General features: G+C 53.0%; 16 protein-coding genes and 1 tRNA gene. 9 read left to right on the top strand and 8 right to left on the bottom strand.

What is annotated here, in order from left to right; all coding sequences use genetic code 11:
• Positions 1-307 precede the first annotated feature (307 nt).
• Together ACIPUG_RS17155 and ACIPUG_RS17150 are read left to right on the top strand one after the other, a co-directional pair.
• A complete protein-coding gene (locus ACIPUG_RS17155) occupies positions 308-1,384 on the top strand; it encodes a sugar ABC transporter substrate-binding protein (RefSeq protein WP_039468151.1) in 1,077 nt (358 codons plus the stop codon).
• Between the two features lie 14 nt (positions 1,385-1,398).
• On the top strand, positions 1,399-2,649 hold the full coding sequence (locus tag ACIPUG_RS17150) for an LVIVD repeat-containing protein (protein ID WP_039552926.1): 1,251 nt from the start codon (positions 1,399-1,401) through the stop codon (positions 2,647-2,649).
• A 54-nt stretch (positions 2,650-2,703) separates the two neighbouring features.
• Here ACIPUG_RS17150 and pgl read toward each other — a convergent pair whose 3' ends face one another.
• Both pgl and ACIPUG_RS17140 read right to left on the bottom strand, forming a co-directional pair.
• Positions 2,704-3,702, bottom strand: a complete 999-nt coding sequence (pgl, locus tag ACIPUG_RS17145) for a 6-phosphogluconolactonase (RefSeq protein WP_400339396.1) — start codon at positions 3,700-3,702, stop codon at positions 2,704-2,706.
• 301 nt (positions 3,703-4,003) lie between these two features.
• Positions 4,004-4,091 (bottom strand) — tRNA-Ser (locus ACIPUG_RS17140).
• A gap of 273 nt (positions 4,092-4,364) precedes the next feature.
• On the opposite strand from ACIPUG_RS17140, the gene ACIPUG_RS17135 reads away from it, so the two are divergent.
• Positions 4,365-5,186, top strand: coding sequence for a pyridoxal phosphatase (locus ACIPUG_RS17135; protein ID WP_379059821.1), 822 nt, complete (start codon positions 4,365-4,367; stop codon positions 5,184-5,186).
• Positions 5,187-5,255: 69 nt separating this feature from the next.
• Here ACIPUG_RS17135 and glk read toward each other — a convergent pair whose 3' ends face one another.
• The gene (gene glk / locus ACIPUG_RS17130) at positions 5,256-6,221 is read right to left on the bottom strand and encodes a glucokinase (protein WP_039499108.1); all 966 of its coding nucleotides are present in this window, start codon (positions 6,219-6,221) and stop codon (positions 5,256-5,258) included.
• A 239-nt stretch (positions 6,222-6,460) separates the two neighbouring features.
• Between glk and ACIPUG_RS17125 the strand changes: the two genes are divergently transcribed.
• The 4 genes from ACIPUG_RS17125 (at position 6,461) to ACIPUG_RS17110 (ending at position 11,108) form a co-directional block, all read left to right on the top strand.
• Positions 6,461-7,654 carry an MFS transporter gene (locus ACIPUG_RS17125; RefSeq protein WP_254360350.1) on the top strand — a complete coding sequence of 398 codons (1,194 nt, stop codon included), beginning with the start codon at positions 6,461-6,463 and terminating at the stop codon, positions 7,652-7,654.
• Positions 7,655-7,784: 130 nt separating this feature from the next.
• A complete protein-coding gene (locus ACIPUG_RS17120) occupies positions 7,785-8,855 on the top strand; it encodes a sugar phosphate isomerase/epimerase family protein (RefSeq protein ID WP_400339395.1) in 1,071 nt (356 codons plus the stop codon).
• On the top strand, positions 8,852-10,003 hold the full coding sequence (locus ACIPUG_RS17115) for a Gfo/Idh/MocA family protein (RefSeq protein ID WP_400339393.1): 1,152 nt from the start codon (positions 8,852-8,854) through the stop codon (positions 10,001-10,003). The genes ACIPUG_RS17120 and ACIPUG_RS17115 overlap by 4 nt, the downstream gene beginning before the upstream one ends.
• Before the next feature lie 124 nt (positions 10,004-10,127).
• Entirely contained in the window at positions 10,128-11,108 is a 981-nt protein-coding gene (locus ACIPUG_RS17110) for a LacI family DNA-binding transcriptional regulator (protein WP_039275563.1), read from the top strand.
• 76 nt (positions 11,109-11,184) lie between these two features.
• On the opposite strand, the gene ACIPUG_RS17105 is transcribed toward ACIPUG_RS17110, so the two are convergent.
• From ACIPUG_RS17105 to ACIPUG_RS17085, 5 genes are all read right to left on the bottom strand, one after another.
• The gene (locus tag ACIPUG_RS17105; protein WP_174442314.1) at positions 11,185-12,048 is read right to left on the bottom strand and encodes a sugar phosphate isomerase/epimerase; all 864 of its coding nucleotides are present in this window, start codon (positions 12,046-12,048) and stop codon (positions 11,185-11,187) included.
• 237 nt (positions 12,049-12,285) lie between these two features.
• Positions 12,286-13,344: a molybdenum ABC transporter ATP-binding protein ModC gene (gene modC / locus ACIPUG_RS17100; protein ID WP_400339390.1), complete on the bottom strand. Its 1,059-nt coding sequence runs from the start codon at positions 13,342-13,344 to the stop codon at positions 12,286-12,288.
• A complete protein-coding gene (gene modB / locus ACIPUG_RS17095; RefSeq protein WP_014914697.1) occupies positions 13,344-14,033 on the bottom strand; it encodes a molybdate ABC transporter permease subunit in 690 nt (229 codons plus the stop codon). Before modB ends, modC begins: the two co-directional genes overlap by 1 nt.
• A complete protein-coding gene (gene modA, locus ACIPUG_RS17090) occupies positions 14,033-14,803 on the bottom strand; it encodes a molybdate ABC transporter substrate-binding protein (protein ID WP_014914696.1) in 771 nt (256 codons plus the stop codon). Before modA ends, modB begins: the two co-directional genes overlap by 1 nt.
• Positions 14,804-14,948: 145 nt before the next feature.
• A complete protein-coding gene (locus tag ACIPUG_RS17085; RefSeq protein ID WP_010285329.1) occupies positions 14,949-15,104 on the bottom strand; it encodes an AcrZ family multidrug efflux pump-associated protein in 156 nt (51 codons plus the stop codon).
• Between the two features lie 196 nt (positions 15,105-15,300).
• Here ACIPUG_RS17085 and modE point away from each other — a divergent pair, with 196 nt between their 5' ends.
• Together modE and modF are read left to right on the top strand one after the other, a co-directional pair.
• Positions 15,301-16,092, top strand: a complete 792-nt coding sequence (modE, locus tag ACIPUG_RS17080; protein WP_400339387.1) for a molybdenum-dependent transcriptional regulator — start codon at positions 15,301-15,303, stop codon at positions 16,090-16,092.
• A gap of 40 nt (positions 16,093-16,132) precedes the next feature.
• Positions 16,133-17,608: a molybdate ABC transporter ATP-binding protein ModF gene (modF, locus tag ACIPUG_RS17075; RefSeq protein WP_400339385.1), complete on the top strand. Its 1,476-nt coding sequence runs from the start codon at positions 16,133-16,135 to the stop codon at positions 17,606-17,608.
• Positions 17,609-17,659 lie beyond the last annotated feature (51 nt).

Genomic DNA, 17,659 nt, shown 5'->3' with positions numbered 1-17,659 from the left:
TAGATCACAAAACTCTATGCCTGTCTTTTTTTACCCGCCCATTACTGGGGATTCCTCAGCGCCTCGCGGGCATTTTTCTTTTTATCCGCAGTCAGCACGAATCGTTATAACTTAAACCCAAAAGTCATAATGCTCCCCTCTTCCTCGTCTATCGCTCAACGGCTATGATGCAGTATCACTTTTAAATAGACATCCAGACATAAAGACAGCTATAAAGTAGTGACGCAGAAAACATAACAATACTGCCATCGACACGACACACTTTCATCAACACAAGATCCCTTTATAAAACGCCATGGAGCTGATAATGAAGAAATTTACGCCCGCCCTGCTTGCACTGAGCTTACTGACAGCATTACCGGCACTGGCGAATCAAAATGCCACTATTGCTCCCGTTCCGGCCGCTATCGCCAATCATGACGGTCCGGTTCGCATCGCGGTTATCCGCAACCTGGGTTCCGACGACAACACCACGCAGTTTGTTTCCGGCGTGCTTGAAGAAGGTAAAAAGCTGGGCTTTAAGGTCAGTACCTTTCTGAGCAACGGCGATGATGCCCGTTTTCAGGATTTCGTGAATCAGGCGATTAGCCAAAAATATGATGGCATCATCCTGTCACAGGGCCGCGATCCCTATTCTACCGATTTGATTAAACGTATTGTCGACAGCGGCATTGCCGTTTCCGTGTTTGATACCGCCGTGAATGGCGAAATTCCGGGCGTGACCGTCACCCAGCAGGATGATGCCTCCCTGACTAACGAATCACTTGGCCAATTGGTGAAGGATTTCAACGGTAAAGCCAATATCATCAAACTGTGGGTCGCTGGCTTCCCGCCGATGGAACGCCGCCAGCTTGCCTATCAACAGATCCTGAAAGCCAACCCCGGCATCAAGGAACTCGAATCGATTGGTGCCGTCTCCTCTGACGTTCAGGGCGATACCGCTAACAAAGTCGGCGCGGTGCTGGCGAAATACCCGAAAGGCAAAATCGATGCCATCTGGGGATCGTGGGATGCCTTCAGCCAAGGTGCTTATAAGGCGTTGAAAGAAAACGGCCGGACCGAAATCAAACTGTACAGCATCGACATCTCCAATCAGGACTTACAGCTGATGCGCGAAGCAAGCAGCCCGTGGAAAGTCAGCGTGGCTGTCGATCCTAAACTGATCGGTAAAGTTAACCTGCGTCTGGTTGCCAACAAGATTGCCGGTGAAGCGACACCTGCGACCTACGAGTTCCGCGCTGCCGCAATTCCACAGGCGCTGTTAGCCAGCCAGCCGGGTGCAGTCAACGTCGCCGGATTGGCGAAAATCATCCCAGGCTGGGGCCATACGGATGATTTTATCGCACCGTGGTTTGCTACACTGGAAGCCAAACAGGCGAAATAACACGGAGATAACTCATGGCATCGACCCCTCTGCCCACCCCCGATTACAGCCGTAATATGCGGCTGATTGGACACAGCGATCAGGGTGGCAGACCCGACGGCGTGCAGGTGATGGTTCATCGCGGCTACGCTTATATCGGGCATATGGTTTCACAAGGCGTGTCGATTGTGGATGTGCGCGATGCCAGAAATCCCAAACCGGCGGGGTTTATTGCTGCCCCGCCCGGCACCTGGAATATCCACCTGCAAACGCATGATGACCTGCTGCTTGTCGTCAACGCGCGCGATTTGTTTGCCGACGCCAGCTTCGCCGAGGAAAAGGTCTATTACACCCGCTCCGTCGCCGACACGGTCAGTACCAAACAGCAGGGTAAAAGCTGGAGCGCCGGATTACGGATTTTTGATATCTCAACGCCGGATAAACCGCGCGAGATCAGTTTCCTGCCGCTGGACGGCATCGGCATTCACCGCATCTGGTACGTGGGCGGGCGCTGGGCCTATGTCTCCGCGTTGCTTGATGGCTACAGCGACTACATCTTTCTGACTATCGATCTGGCCGATCCACAGCATCCGGAAGTTGCGGGCCGCTACTGGCTACCCGGCATGCACAGCGCTGGCGGAGAAACCGCAAGCTGGCCGGAAGGCAAGCGTTACGCATTGCATCATGCCATCATCAGCGGCGACACCGCCTATGGCAGCTGGCGCGATGGCGGATTGACGCTGCTGGACGTGAGCGATCGCACTAATCCACAGCTCATCAGCCACCGCAACTGGAGCCCACCGTTTGGCGGCGGTACACACACGGCGCTGCCGCTGCCGGATCGCGATCTGCTGATCGTGTTGGATGAAGCAGTATTGGATAATCAGGAAGATGGCGAGAAATTGATTTGGGTGTTCGATATTCGTGAACCGAGCAATCCGGTGAGCATCGCCACCTTTCCGCAGCCAAAAGAAGCGGACTATGTGAAGAAAGGCGCACACTTTGGCCCACATAACCTGCATGAAAACCGGCCCGGCAGCTTCATTAGTTCGTCACTGATTTTCGCCACGTATCAAAACGCAGGGGTACGCGCTTACGACATCAGTAACCCGTATCAGCCGAAGGAAACCGGTGCGCTGGTGCCTGCTGCGCCAGCCAGAATGGTCGACAAGCGCCCTGGCAGACCGCAGATTATTCAGTCCTGCGATGTGTTTGTTGATGCTGACGGCATCATCTACAGCACGGATTACAACGCGGGTTTGTCGATCATAGAATACCGGGGTTAATCGAAAAAAAAGCCCTGCGGATCAATGCAGGGCTTACTGTTGTGCTTCGCTAACTTAGTCCAGCGCCAGCACCGACACCCACATTGGCCCCTGACCGACGGCGTAACGCGCCAGCGGTTGCAGATCGCCCGAGTTCTGGTCGATGTGATACACCTCAATGTGCTGCGATTTCTGCCCTGCTGAAATCAGGAACTCACCGGTGTTGTCGATATTGAAACCGCGCGGCTGCGTTTCGGTCGGCTGATGTCCGGCCAGCGTTAACGTGCTGCCGTCTTCTGATACCTGGAAAACACTCAGCAGGCTGGCAGTACGATCGCTGATGTACAGGAAGCGACCATTCGGCGTAATGTGAATGTCTGCCGCCCAGCGCGTATCGCTGAAGCCTGCTGGCATAGCATCCAGCGTTTGCACTTTCTGCAATTCCCCACCGGCTGCATCCAACTGATACACATCCACCGAGCTGTCCAGTTCATTCACACAATAGGCAAAGCGTTGATTGGGATGGAAAGCCATATGGCGTGGACCGGCACCTGCTACCGTCGTCATTTCAGACTGACGGTGCACGCTCAATTCGCCCGTCGCACCCAGATCGTACAGGCGGATGCGGTCTTCTTTCAGGCACGGTGCCCATACGACAGAATTGGTTGGATCGATGTTGGTAGAGTGGCACCCTTCCAGTCCGTCCAGTTGTTGGATCGGCTCGCCGACGATGCCGTCAGCACCAATCGGGCTAACGCTAACGCAGGCACCGCTGTAAGACGCGCTGAACAGGAAACGTCCGTCGTTATCAGTCGACAGGTGCGTCGGGCTGCCCGGTAAAGATGCAACACCCGCTTCCGTCAATTTACCCTGTTCATCAATACGATAGCTCAGAACCCTGAAATCAGGACGAACCCCAACATACAGGTGACGCTTGTTCGGTGCGATCACCATCGGCTGAACCTGTCCTGGAACGTCAACGGTTTGCAATAATGTCAGATTCCCCTGAGCACCGAGTTGCCAAACATGAATCTGCTGGCTTTCCGGGCTGGCGACATAAACCACTTGCTGCATCGTATTCTCCTTATTTTTCACGCGAATGTGGCGGCACAGGAAGGCTCAAAAGAAGTTCATCAGAAGGATAATGAACCTGCTCAACCTGACGCACGGCATACCATAAATGACCAATCACTCTATTCTAGAGAGACATCGCAAGGCTACTATTGATTTAAATAATGGCTGATTTAAGTAATGATTGTTTTAAGGAACAGGCGCTGATGGTGGGCAATGACGGATCGATGATGAAAAATGATGGTTCAGAATATCAGGGTAAGATAAGAGAATAATAGCAAGGTATACAGGGAAAGAAGTGAAGTGGCGGAGGAGTAGAGATTCGAACTCTAGAACGCTTTCGCGTCGCCGGTTTTCAAGACCGGTGCCTTCAACCACTCGGCCACTCCTCCGCAATGAGGCGCACTATAAACAGTACGCCGCACATTGTAAAGCAGCGTTGTGGTCAACTGCTTAAAAAATAGATGATAAGCCGTTGAAAGCATAGAAAATCAACAATGGCGCTGTAAAACCGTCCGTTTAGCCTTATTTTCCACCGCCGCGCTGAATCCTTCGTCATCAAATGAACCTCAGACACTTTTATCTCGCTGTTGTCTGTCTATTTTTCGCCATGTCCTTTATCGTAAGGGTAATTTGATACCCACATTTTTATTTGCGAGATAACGATGACCTACCGAGTAATTGCACTTGATCTTGATGGTACGCTACTGAATCAACAGAAAAAAATCCTGCCAGAATCGCTTAGCGCACTCGCGCTGGCCCGTCAGCAAGGCATAAAAGTGATGATCGTCACCGGACGCCACCACTCGGCAATCCATCCTTTTTATCAGGGATTGCAATTGGATACGCCCGCCATCTGCTGTAACGGCACCTACGTCTATGATTACCAGCAGGGCCAGGCATCGCACACCAATCCGCTCTCTGTCGAACAGGCAAAAAATGTCATCACGCTGCTAGAGGAATGTGATATTCATGGGCTGATGTATGCCGATGACGACATGTATTACCAGTATCCGACCGGGCACGTAGTCCGCACGCTGGCATGGGCTGCGAACCTGCCGGAACAGCAGCGTCCTCGTTTCGCTCAGGTGGAAAATCTGGTGCGTCAGACCGAAGCGTCCCACGCTATCTGGAAATTCGCGACCACGCACGCCGATGTTCCCACGCTTAACCACTTCGCCGCAGAAGTAGAAAAACAGCTCGGACTCGCCTGCGAGTGGTCATGGCAGGATCAGGTTGATATCGCCCAAACCGGCAACAGCAAAGGCAAGCTGCTCCAGCAATGGCTTGGCGAACAGGGCATCAGCATGAAAGACGTCGTGGCATTCGGCGATAACTTTAACGATATCAGTATGCTGGAAGGCGTAGGATTAGGTGTCGCGATGGGCAACAGCGCCGATGAGATCAAGGCGAGAGCCGATCTGGTGATTGGCAGCAATGAAGAGCCTAGCATCGCCGATGTCATCCGCACCCGCATTCTGGCATAACCGACGATGACGCAATCAGGAAAAGCGACCACTCTCGCTTGCCTGATTGCGTGCGACTCGCAAACAGACTTACAGCGCGCTACCCAGCACCTGCCGCAGGTACGCCCCCGCCCCCATTAATCCTGGCTGCTCATGGGTAATCAGGTACACGGGGATATCCTGCATATAGCCTTTGAACCGCCCTTTGTCTTCAAAAGCCGCCCGAAAACCGGAAGCTTTAAAGAATTCAAGAAAGCGCGGAACAATGCCACCAGCAATATACACACCGCCAAATGTGCCTAAATTTAACGCCAGATTGCCGCCGAAGCGTCCCATAATGACGCAGAAGAGCGACAGCGCGCGGCGACAGTCCACATCCGTATTGTTGACAGCCCGTTCGGTAATATCTTTCGGCTCCAACTCCTCCGGTGTGCGGTCATCAGACAACACCACAGCACGGTAGATATTTACCAGCCCCTGCCCGGAGAGTATGCGTTCAGCGGAAACATGCCCGAGCGACTGGCGCAAAACAGAGAGAATTTTGTCTTCTTCATCGCTATTCGGCGCGAAGTCTACATGCCCGCCCTCACCCGGCAGGCTAATCCATTGATTGGCGGCATGGACCAGATGAGCAACGCCTAACCCCGTGCCTGCACCATACACAGCAATGGGTTTACCTGGCACAGGCTCCCCACCGCCAAATTGGAGTAAATCGGTGTTAGCCATCACCGGCACCGCCATGGAAACGGCGGTAAAATCGTTGATGACCTCAAAATGGCGCAGACCCAGACTCGCTTTCATTTCTGCGATGGAAAATGCCCAGGTATGGTTCGTCATTGCCACCCAGTCACCGGTAATCGGGCAGGCAATCGCGATACAGGCATCCTGTACCGTGACCTGCCGCGAATCGAGATAATCACGAATGGCTCCTTCCAGCGAAGGAAAATCCAGCCCGGAATAGGTCTCGGTTTGCGATAATTCACCCGTTGTGGCATCACACAATGCCAAACGCGTATTGGTGCCACCGACATCGCCCACTAAAACAAAGTGCGTCATTCTTCTTTTCCCCCTCAAGCAAAGCAGACTCCCGATCATTGCGCGAAAACAGCCAGCTACGCTATGGCTATATAACTTTCTAGTGATAAGGATCTCATTTATGGCTAAAAGCTGCGGTTAAGTTAAAAGTAATCGATTACATTTAGAAAACACAAATTGTAATCGATTACTTTTAAGAGAGATACCACATGGTTTCTTCATCTGAAAACACAGCTACCAAATCGTTACAGCCGGCCTTCGTGGTTCCCAGACTGTCACTCATGATGTTTTTAGAGTTCTTCATCTGGGGCTCATGGTCTGTCACCCTGGGCCTGGTTATGACACAGCACAACCTGGCCGCCATGATTGGCGACGCATTCTCTGCCGGACCAATCGCCTCAATCCTGTCGCCGTTTGTACTGGGCATGGTGGTTGACCGCTTCTTCCCCTCACAAAAAGTCATGGCGCTGCTGCACCTGATCGGCGCGGTCATCCTATGGTTTGTGCCTACCGCGTTAATCAACGAAGACGGCTCACAGCTGCTGATCCTGCTGTTCGCCTACACGTTGTGCTTTATGCCAACGCTGGCATTAACCAACAACATCGCGTTCCATAACCTGAGCAACAGTGAGAAGAGCTTCCCGGTTGTACGGGTCTTCGGCACCATTGGTTGGATCGTCGCCGGTGTCTGCATCGGGACGGCGGGCATCTCCGCAAGCGTTAATATCTTCTACGTCGCGGCCGCTTGCTCTGCCATTCTGGCTGCCTACAGCCTGACGCTGCCGCATACCCCAGCGCCGGCAAAAGGCTTGCCGTTGGCAGTGCGCGATCTGTTCTGTGCTGATGCCTTTGCGTTGCTGAAGAAAGGCCACTTTCTGGTCTTTGCCATCTGCGCCATGCTGATCTCTATTCCACTGGGTACCTACTACGCTTACACCGCATCCTTCCTGAGCAATGCAGGCATCAGCGACGTCAGCACCGCGATGTCGTTTGGTCAGATGTCCGAAATCGTCTTCATGCTGATCATTCCGCTGCTGTTTAGAAAGCTGGGGGTGAAATACATGCTGTTCATCGGCATGTTGGCGTGGTTCGTACGCTATGCCCTCTTCGCGATGGGCGTGAATGAAGAAACGCGTTGGTTGCTCTACATCGGTATCCTGCTGCACGGTATCTGCTATGACTTCTTCTTCGTCATTGGCTTCATCTACACCGACCGCATCGCGGGAGAGAAAATCAAAGGTCAGGCACAAAGTATGGTGGTCCTGTTCACCTACGGTATCGGCATGCTACTGGGCTCGCAGGTTTCCGGTGCAATCTATAACCGTCTCTTCGACAACGGCACGTTAAACGCGCCTGAAATCTGGGCGACCTTCTGGTGGATCCCTGCGGTTGCCGCAGCCATCATCGCCGTCATTTTCCTCTTCTCCTTCAAATATAAAGAAGAGCGGGCCTAATCATTTAAGACAGATTATTTAACGAGAAAATGGGATGAGGTCGCCGATGGCACCTCATCCCACTGCATTCTCCGCTATCGCAATCGTGCAACGGTATTCATGACCACACCTGTTGCCAAAGGAGGTAATAATGAAGACGTTAAAAGGACCGGGTATTTTTCTCGCCCAGTATATTGGCGATCAGGCTCCCTTTAACACGCTGGAAAATCTGGCGCAATGGGCAGCCGGATTAGGCTTTAAAGCGCTACAAATCCCCTGTAATCACCCGCACATTTTCGATCTAGCCACAGCCGCTGACAGCCAAACTTACTGTGATGATGTGAAAGGACTGTTGGCGCAGCATGGGCTGACCATCAGCGAACTGTCGACCCATCTGGAAGGGCAGCTCGTTGCCGTCCACCCCGCGTATGACGATGCATTTGATGATTTCGCATCACCGGCTTACCGCCGTAATCCACAGGCTCGTCAAGAGTGGGCTATTGCGGCAATCAAGCAGGCAGCAAAGGCTTCTTCACGCTTAGGACTAAACGCCCACGCTACGTTTTCCGGTGCATTGGCCTGGCCCTATTTTTACCCCTGGCCACCGCGTAAAGAGGTCATGATTCAGGAAGCCTTTAAAGAACTTGGCCGCCTGTGGACGCCGATCCTCGACTGTTTTGACGAGCACGGCGTGGATGTGTGCTACGAGCTGCACCCGGGAGAAGATTTACACGACGGCGTAACCTTTGAACGCTTCCTTGATGTCGTCAATCATCACCCGCGCGCCAACATTCTTTACGATCCTAGCCATATGCATTTGCAGCAGATGGACTACCTCGGCTTTATCGATCGCTATCATGCACGAATCAAAGCGTTCCATGTAAAAGATGCGGAATTTAACACGTCGAGCAAAAGCGGCATCTACGGCGGCTATCAGTCATGGGCTGAACGCGCCGGCCGCTTCCGCTCACCGGGAGATGGTCAGATCGATTTCGGCGGCATCTTCAGCAAGCTGGCCCAATACGACTACGACGGTTGGGCGGTGCTGGAATGGGAATGTTGCCTGAAAGACAGCAACTGCGGTGCGAAAGAAGGAGCGGCGTTCATCAACCGCCACATTATTCCCGTCGCAGGACGCGCTTTTGACGATTTCGCTGCGACCAGCGACGATCGTCCGTTAGTCAGAAAAATGTTGGGATTAAAAGAGGAGAACGCAGAATGATTCGCGTTGGCATTATTGGTTCCGGTTTTATTGGCCCAGCACATATTGAAGCGATTCGTCGCCTTGGCTTCGTTGAGGTGGTGGCGCTGGCGGAAAATTCGCTCGATCTGGCACAGCAAAAAGCGCGCCAGCTCAACATTCCTCATGCCTACGGCAGCGTCGCTGATTTGTTAAATCATCCTGGTATTGATGCGATCCATAACTGCACGCCGAACCATCTTCATGCGGCGATCAATAAGCAGATTATTCAGGCAGGCAAGCACGTCTTTTCGGAAAAGCCGCTGTGTATGACCAGCGAGGAAGCGCGTGAACTGGTGGCGCTGGCGGAAGAAAAAGGCGTTGTTCACGGCGTCAGCTTTGTCTATCGCCAGTTTGGCATGGTGCAGCAGGCTGCCAGCATGATTAAGCGTCAGGAGATCGGCCGCGTCTTTGCGGTACACGGCGGCTATCTGCAAGACTGGATGCTGCGCGACACCGACTATAACTGGCGTGTTGAACCGGAGTACGGCGGCGTTTCCCGCGCAGTGGCCGACATCGGCTCGCACTGGTGCGACACGGTGCAGTTTATTTCCGGCCGGAAAATTGTCGAAGTCTTCGCCGATTTAGCCATCGTCCACCCGATCCGAAAATCCAATCGGAACGGTACGGCCACGTTTTCGTCGTCCAATGCGCCGCCAGAGTACGACGACAAACCGGTCAAGACCGAAGACTACGCGACCGTGTTACTGCGCTTTGAGGATGGCAGCCGTGGATCGTTTACCGTTTCTCAGGTCAGCGCCGGCCGGAAAAATCGCCTGACGTTTGAAGTGAATGGCAGTGAACAGTCGCTGGCGTGGGATCAGGAAACGCCGCAACAGCTGTGGATCGGCCATCGTGATAAACCGAATCAGGTGTTGTCGGACGATCCTGGACTGCTGAACCCGGAAGCCGCCGCCGCGGTCCACTTCCCCGGAGGGCATATCGAAGGCTGGCCGGATGCGTTCAAGAACATGATGGCGAACTTTTATACCTATCTGCGCGACGGCAAACAGCCTGGCGTCGATCCGTGCAACTTTGCCACCTTCTACGACGGCGCGAACATCATGTTCATCATTGACGCCATCGTGCAAAGCCATCAGCAACAAACGTGGGTGAAGGTCGCCAATTAAGGCATCAGACCGTTCATTCTCTCACGGTATTCATCCCGCAGGTGCGACGCCTGCGGGATGCAGCCAGAGATATTTATGGTAATCTGCTCAGCCAAGCATAAGTAGCGTGAGTGCCTTCTGAATTATGTCGATTCAAAAAATAGCACGGATAGCTGGAGTCTCAGTTGCCACCGTTTCACGGGTGTTGAACAACATTGGTAGCGTGAAACCGCAAAACCGGGAACGTGTTCTCAATGCGATAAAAAGCAGCAATTATCAGCCGAACTTACTGGCCCGGCAGTTGCGTACCGCGCGCAGCCAGATGTTATTGGTCATGGTTTCCAACATTGCCAACCCCTTCTGTGCCGATGTCGTGAAAGGCATTGAGGCGGAAGCGGAAGAAAACGGCTACCGCATTCTTCTGTGCAATTCAGGTGCCGATATCGTTCGCGCCCACTCCAGCCTGCAACTGCTGTCCGGTAAAATGGTCGATGGCGTGATCACCATGGACGCCATTTCAACGCTGTCAGCGCTCCAGGACATGATTGGCACCGCGCCTTGGGTGCAGTGCGCCGAGCATGATGATACATCCGCTATTTCATCCGTCGGGATTGATAACGCCGAAGCATCCCGTTTCGTGATTAATCACTTTATTGGCAAAGGCCGCCGCCGTATCGCCATGATTAACCACGACATGAATTACCTCTACGCCCAGCAGCGAGAGAAAGGCTATCGCGACGTTATCGCAGAGAATGGGTTTGATTACGGCAAAGTCGAATACGCCAGTACGCTGAGCTACTCAGGCGGAAAAGCCGCAATGAACGCGCTGCTTAACGATCCAGATCGGCCAGATGCCGTCTTTGTGGTGTCCGATACGTTGGCTGCTGGCGCACTGTCGGCAATCTGTGAGGCGGGATTGAGCGCGCCACAGGATATTGCAGTGATCGGTTTCGACGGTTCAGAGCTGGGTTACATCACCTCGCCTCAGCTCAGTACGATTCAGCAGCCGTCCGCACATATCGGCAGAGAGGCCGTGAAATTGCTATTACAACAAATCGACCAGCCTGCCAGCGAAACAGAAAAGCGCTTACTGGAATGGACGTTTGTCGAACGGGCATCCAGCTAACTGACTCAGAATATCCGGTTCACTATCCCACATTTTGCAACCTGCGGTCCGCTGACCGCAGGTTGATAGCGCTTCCTTACTTACTTTTGATCTTACTCAGCTTTTCATACAGCGACTGATAAGCCGCGGAAACAATGGCCTGTGGATCTTTTGGTAAGTCATGTTCAGCAACAAACCACTGAGCACCCGCCTTAGACGCAGCAGGAAGAATCTCTTCCCACGCCAAAATGCCCTCACCCGGTGGGGCAAAGTTCATTTCATCATCGCGGATGCCGATTGAAGTATTGTCTTTCGCATGAATTGAATAAATACGCCCTTTGTACTGGCGCAGGAGACGCACAGGATCCTGTCCTCCGCGCGATACCCAGGCGACATCCATTTCCAGCATCAGGTTCTCTGGCTCTGCCGCATCCATCATGATTTCCAGCGCGGTTTTACCGCGATACTTCTTCATCTCGAAATTATGGTTGTGATAAGCCAACTTCATGCCCTGCTTCTTCAACTCACGTCCAAGATCGTTCATTTCCACACCAAAGCGCTTCCAGCCCTCTGCGCTATCTGGTCGGTCTTCTACATTTAGCCACGGCACGATAATCATGCTGTTGCCGATGGCTTTGTTAAAGGCTACAACCTCAGCCATATTGCTTTTCAGTTCACCAAACTGGACATGCGCAGCAATGGCTTTCAACTGATACTTTCCTAATAACCCCTTCATTTCTGACGCACTAATGTCATGCGTCCCAACCAGCTCAACCGCCTTAAATCCGGCGTCTCGCGCCATGGAGAATTGCTCGTCGAGCGTATTCAAGCTGCGCAGCGTATACATCTGCAACGCTATTTTTTGGTTTTCTGCTGGACGCTCGGCAAGCGCCAAACCCGATGAAACTATCAACAATAGCGGTATAGCGAACGCACGGCGCAATAACGTCATACAAGGCATGTCCTTCTCCTATTTTTATCCCGTAGCACAGGTGAAAACAAAAAGTAATCGATTACTTTTTATGATGAAAAAATAACAACGCGGGAATAATTTATCTGACTACCTTGTTTACGCGGTAGAAAAAACGAATTGAAAATCACTCTCAATACTCATTTTGTTATCTTAGTCACAGAATATCGACTGATTCACGAGATAGACCGAGCGATATGAACGGCTGTTCCATCGCTCGGCCTGTGCTTACGCCGTGATCGACACGCTCTTAATCTGTGCGTAGATCGTTTGCCCAGGATGAAGTGCGAGATCGTCCCGTGCCCACGGAGTAATACGGGACCACAGCGTCTGCTGGCCGATCGCAAGCTTCACTTCAACCTGTTCGTCGACATCAATGCACTCCACCACGCTGGCACGCAGCACATTACGGATGCTGCTTTTTTCCGGCGGCTCCAGCACCAGAGAGACATCGGCAGCATTCACGCGAATGCGTAACGCGGCGTCCTGCGGGAGTTCGACTTTTCCGACCCACACCTGCTGGTCGCCTAATGCCAGCGCCGTCATTGCGTAATGCTCATGCTGAACCAACACGCGCGCACTCAGAATACTGCTCTGTTCGTCTTTCGGTAGCCACGGGCGTAGCGCGCTGCTGGCCCACACCGCTTCCAACAGCCCCTGCGCTTTCACCTTGCCTTTATCAAGTACCACGACATGATCGGCTAACCGGACAATCTCTTCCAGACTGTGGCTGACATACAAGATCGGGATATTGACTTCTTTCGCCAGACGCTCCAGATACGGCAACAGCTCGCGCTTTCTGGGTAAATCCAGCGACGCCAGCGGTTCATCCATAAGCAGCAGTTCCGGTGCGGTCAGCAACGCCCGACCAATCGCAACACGCTGTTTTTCGCCACCGGACAGCGTCCGTGGATAGCGATTCAGCAGCGGCTCAATGCCTAGCAAATTGACGATGTCATCGAACTGCGATTCCATTGTCTCCGCCATGCCATAGCGCAGATTACCGCGCACGCGATAGTGCGGAAACAGGCGAGCATCCTGAAATACATAGCCGATTCGCCGTTTTTCCGGTGGCAGAAAAATACGCTGCTGCGTATCCACCAGCACATGGTTATTAAGCACAATCCGCCCGCCATCTGGGCGAGTCAGGCCAACAACGGCGTTGATCAGCGAGGTTTTCCCTGCCCCGGATACGCCGAAAATCGCGGTAATGCCGTTCGCAGGCAGCTCAGACTGAACGCGAAGTTCGAGGCTACCCAGCTGTTGATGAAAATCGAGTTGCAGCATTATCCCCCCAACCGCTTGCGGCTCCAGTTTGTTAGCCATTCCGATGCTAACAGCGCAGCCAGCGACAAGACGATGGCAATGATACACAGCCTTGCTGCATCAGCCTCCGCGCCGGGCGTTTCAATCAGGGTATACATCGCCAGTGGAATAGTTCGGGTTTCGCCGGGGATATTAGAAACAAACGTAATGGTCGCGCCAAATTCGCCCAGCGAACGGGCAAACGCCAATACGGTTCCAACAACAATCCCAGGAAAAGAGAGAGGTAATGTGATGGTGAAAAACACGCGCCACGGCGAGGCACCTAGTGTTCGAGCAGCCTGTTCCAGATGCGTATCGACGGCATCAAGCGACAGCCGGATCGCCCGAACCATTAGCGGAAATGCGACAATCGCCGACGCTAATGCGGCACCGCGCCAGCTAAAACTAAAGCTGAAGCCGAACCAGTCATAGAGCCAGGAACCGATTACGCCGCGTCTTCCCATCGCCACCAGCAGCAGATAACCAATGACCACTGGCGGCAGCACCAGTGGTAAATGGATAATACTATCCAGCAGTGATTTACCAGGGAACCGACAGCGCACTAAAATCCACGCCATCAGTATCCCAAACGGCAAGCTGCACGCCACGGCCACAACGGAAACTTTGAGGCTCAGCTCAACCGCCTGCCATTCGTAATCACTCAGCATCATTAACGCGGCGCGAAGCCGTAACGTTTAAATACCGCTGCCGCTTCTGGCGTTTTCAGGTAATCATAAAAACCGGTAACCGCCGCGTTTTTATGCTCTTTGACTATTGCCATCGGGTATTCGACAGGCTTGTGGCTCGTCGCAGGGAATGTACCGACGACCTTAACTTTGTCGCTGGCAACCGCATCAGAACCATAAACGATACCCAACGGAGCTTCTTCACGCTCCACCAGCGCCATAGCTGCACGTACGTTATTGGCGCGCGCCATCAGCGGGGAGAGTTCATCCCAGGCTTTCAAATTCTGTAAGGCTTCTTTGGCATAGATCCCTGCAGGCACGTGATCCGGATCGCCAACGGCCAGACGTCCACCTTTCAGCAGGCTTTTCCAGTCGGTTTTATCGTCAATCTTAATTTCTTTCTGCGCACTCGCCTTCGGCGCAATCACCACCAGCTCATTGCCCAGTAGCGTGTGACGCGTAGCCGTATCCATCAGGTTTTTATCCTGCGCATAGTCCATCCACTGCTGGTCAGCGGAGATGAACAGATCGGCAGGCGCACCTTGCTCAATCTGGCGCGCCAGCGTTGAGGATGATGCGTAAGACGCCACAACAGCGACGTTTTTCTCTTTCTGATATTGCGTGGCGATTTCCTGCAACGCATTCGTCAATGATGCGGCGGCGAATACAGTAACTTTATCTTCTGCTGCCGCAGGCAGCGCCATTCCTGCACTGAGGGTCAGTGCGGCAAACCATTTTAACCATTGCTGCTTCATTCTTGTCTCCTGACAATTATCGTTGTGTAAATAATGATATAACGAATTATGAAGCAGTGTCATGCGCTTTAAAGAGGTAGATGGGGGAGGTAGAAAAGAAATGTCCGGCCAAAAGCCGGACATCAAAATAGGAAAGGATCGTGAATCAGTGCTGATTCTTTGCGCGCTGGCCGTCGGAATGACCGATGCGGGACAACACGTTAAACACTTCGCCCAGGCAATAAATTGCACCCATGATAACCACCATCATCACAGGAACCATGGCAACTGCAAACAGCAGGCTCTTCAACAACTCCAACATGCTTACCTCACTTATTGCAACGGTTACCGCTACTTTAGCCCGTCTAACGTGCTATTTCACTGTAAGCCGAGATCGTCGTAATTGCCACGTAGTCTACCGCAGTAATAGAAAATAGTGCGTCTATTTGTGCGATTTGCCCCCGATGAAGAAAATAGCGACAATACAGAGAATTAAACTCACCAACGGTGCCCTCACTATGCAGGCTGAAATTCTTCTCACCCTGAAACTCCAACAGCGTTTATTCGCCGATCCGCGGCGCATTGAATTGCTCAAGCAAATTCGTCATACCGGTTCAATCAGTCAGGGCGCCAAGCTGGCAGGGATTAGCTATAAAAGCGCATGGGATGCCATCAATGAGATGAATCAATTGGCCGAACAGACCATCGTCGAGCGTATGACCGGTGGCAAAGGCGGTGGCGGGGCCCAGCTCACCCGCTACGGCGAACGTCTTATCCAGCTGTACGATTTGCTCGCGCAGATTCAGCAAAAAGCCTTTGATGTCTTGCAGGAAGACGGCCTGCCGTTAGATAGCCTGCTGGCAGCCATCGCGCGTTTCTCACTGCAAACCAGCGCCCGTAACCAGTTTTTTGGAACCGTGCTCGCACGCGGTGAAGAACAGGTGCAACAACATCTGGATCTTTTACTCGCCGATGGTAAAACAACGATCAGCGCCCTGATTACACAACAAAGCGCCGAGCGTCTGCAATTACAGAAAGGGAAAGAGGTGTTGGCACTGATTAAAGCACCGTGGATCGATGTGTACGCTGCAACATCCACAGCGCCTGATGTTGATAACGTCTTATCAGGGCAAATTCAGTCCATTCAGCACGGTGTGGAAAACAGCGAAATTCTGATTACGCTGACCGGGGGGGAAACCCTGTGTGCCATGGTGCCGAATGTCTTGCTTGAGCAGCAAAAGCTGCAACAGGGAGCGGAGGTGAAAGCCTGCTTCAATGCGGACCGGGTTATTATCGCCACACTTTGTTAATGTCGCTTTAGCGCTATCGCCGTCTGACGAAGGATAGAGAATGTCATTGTTAAAAATCACTCAGGGGCTGTTTCGTCTCAGCGACACCCGCATGCTGCGTCTGGACGAACTGACGCTCGAACAAAACCAGTGCTGGGCCTTTGTCGGGGCCAACGGAAGTGGTAAATCTGCACTGGCGCGGGCGCTATCCGGCGAACTGCCAATATTACGTGGTGAACGAACAACGGGATTTCAACGCCCCGTCCGACTGTCGTTTGAACAATTACAAAAACTGGTTTCTGACGAGTGGCAGCGCAATAACACCGATCTGCTCAGTGAAGGTGAAGACGACACTGGCCGCACCACGGCAGAAGTGATTCAGGATAGCCTCAACGATCCCGTGCGTTGCCAACAGCTGGCAGACCAGTTTGGTATTGCGCATTTGCTGGAGCGCCGCTTCAAGTACCTCTCTACGGGGGAAACCCGTAAGGCGATGCTGTGTCAGGCGCTGATGCCTCAACCCGATCTGCTGATTCTCGACGAGCCTTTCGATGGGTTGGACGTTGCCTCCCGTCAGCAGCTTGCCGATGAACTGAGGAAACTGGCAGGCACCGGTTATACGCTGGTGCTTATTCTGAATCGCTTCGACGACATCCCTGACTTTATCAACCATGTCGGTGTGCTGGCAGACTGTACGCTGACCCGCGTCGGCGAGCGTGAAACGATCCTCTCTGAAGCGCTGGTAGCCCAGCTCGCGTTTAGCGAAAAACTGTCGGGAAGTTCGCTGCCAGAACCGGAAGATCCGCAGCGGTATATGACGCTTCCCGCTGACGAGGCACGCATTCGGCTGCGTAACGGCGTGGTGCAGTACAACGACCGCCCTATTCTGCACGAGCTAACGTGGGAAGTGTTGCCCGGTCAGCATTGGCAGATTGTCGGGCCAAATGGCGCGGGGAAATCGACGCTGCTCAGCCTGATTACGGGCGATCATCCGCAAGGCTACAGTAACGACCTCACGCTGTTTGGACGTAAGCGCGGCAGCGGTGAAACCATCTGGGACATCAAGCGCCACATCGGTTACGTCAGCAGCAGCTTCCATCTGGATTACCGCGTCAGCACCAGCGTGCGCAACGTTATCCTGTCAGGCTTTTTTGACTCTATCGGCATTTATCAGGCCGTTTCTGACCGCCAGCGCCACCTGACCGAACAGTGGCTCACGCTGCTTGGGCTCAATGGCGCTATTGCCGATACCCCGTTTCAGTCGCTCTCCTGGGGTCAGCAACGTCTGACGCTGATTGCCCGCGCGTTAGTCAAACACCCCGCCCTGCTCATTCTTGATGAACCGCTACAGGGGCTTGATCCGCTCAATCGCCAACTGGTACGCCGCTGGCTGGATATTCTGATTGGCGAGGGCGAAACGCAGCTACTCTTTGTCTCTCACCACGCGGAAGACGCGCCCGAGTGCATCACGCATCGGCTCACTTTCGTCCCGCACAACGACATCTACCGCTACCAGATTGACGCGTTATGTAAATAACGCCTAAAAACAGGGATGATAACGCTACCACAAAATAAAATGTAGGGTAGA

The sequence above is a fragment of the Pectobacterium sp. CHL-2024 genome (assembly GCF_044751765.1).
GTDB classification, from domain to species: Bacteria; Pseudomonadota; Gammaproteobacteria; order Enterobacterales; family Enterobacteriaceae; genus Pectobacterium; species Pectobacterium brasiliense.
Note: the sequence above shows the minus strand (reverse complement) of the source record. Positions and strands in the feature narration are given on the sequence as shown.

Bases quoted from the DNA above. Each gene is read 5' to 3' on its own strand.
- ACIPUG_RS17155 (WP_039468151.1), top strand. From the start codon at position 308: ATGAAGAAATTTACGCCCGCCCTGCTTGCACTGAGCTTACTGACAGCA.
- ACIPUG_RS17150 (WP_039552926.1), top strand. From the start codon at position 1,399: ATGGCATCGACCCCTCTGCCCACCCCCGATTACAGCCGTAATATGCGG.
- pgl (WP_400339396.1), bottom strand. From the start codon at position 3,702: ATGCAGCAAGTGGTTTATGTCGCCAGCCCGGAAAGCCAGCAGATTCAT.
- ACIPUG_RS17135 (WP_379059821.1), top strand. From the start codon at position 4,365: ATGACCTACCGAGTAATTGCACTTGATCTTGATGGTACGCTACTGAAT.
- glk (WP_039499108.1), bottom strand. From the start codon at position 6,221: ATGACGCACTTTGTTTTAGTGGGCGATGTCGGTGGCACCAATACGCGT.
- ACIPUG_RS17120 (WP_400339395.1), top strand. From the start codon at position 7,785: ATGAAGACGTTAAAAGGACCGGGTATTTTTCTCGCCCAGTATATTGGC.
- ACIPUG_RS17115 (WP_400339393.1), top strand. From the start codon at position 8,852: ATGATTCGCGTTGGCATTATTGGTTCCGGTTTTATTGGCCCAGCACAT.
- ACIPUG_RS17110 (WP_039275563.1), top strand. From the start codon at position 10,128: ATGTCGATTCAAAAAATAGCACGGATAGCTGGAGTCTCAGTTGCCACC.
- ACIPUG_RS17105 (WP_174442314.1), bottom strand. From the start codon at position 12,048: ATGCCTTGTATGACGTTATTGCGCCGTGCGTTCGCTATACCGCTATTG.
- modC (WP_400339390.1), bottom strand. From the start codon at position 13,344: ATGCTGCAACTCGATTTTCATCAACAGCTGGGTAGCCTCGAACTTCGC.
- modB (WP_014914697.1), bottom strand. From the start codon at position 14,033: ATGATGCTGAGTGATTACGAATGGCAGGCGGTTGAGCTGAGCCTCAAA.
- modA (WP_014914696.1), bottom strand. From the start codon at position 14,803: ATGAAGCAGCAATGGTTAAAATGGTTTGCCGCACTGACCCTCAGTGCA.
- ACIPUG_RS17085 (WP_010285329.1), bottom strand. From the start codon at position 15,104: ATGTTGGAGTTGTTGAAGAGCCTGCTGTTTGCAGTTGCCATGGTTCCT.
- modE (WP_400339387.1), top strand. From the start codon at position 15,301: ATGCAGGCTGAAATTCTTCTCACCCTGAAACTCCAACAGCGTTTATTC.
- modF (WP_400339385.1), top strand. From the start codon at position 16,133: ATGTCATTGTTAAAAATCACTCAGGGGCTGTTTCGTCTCAGCGACACC.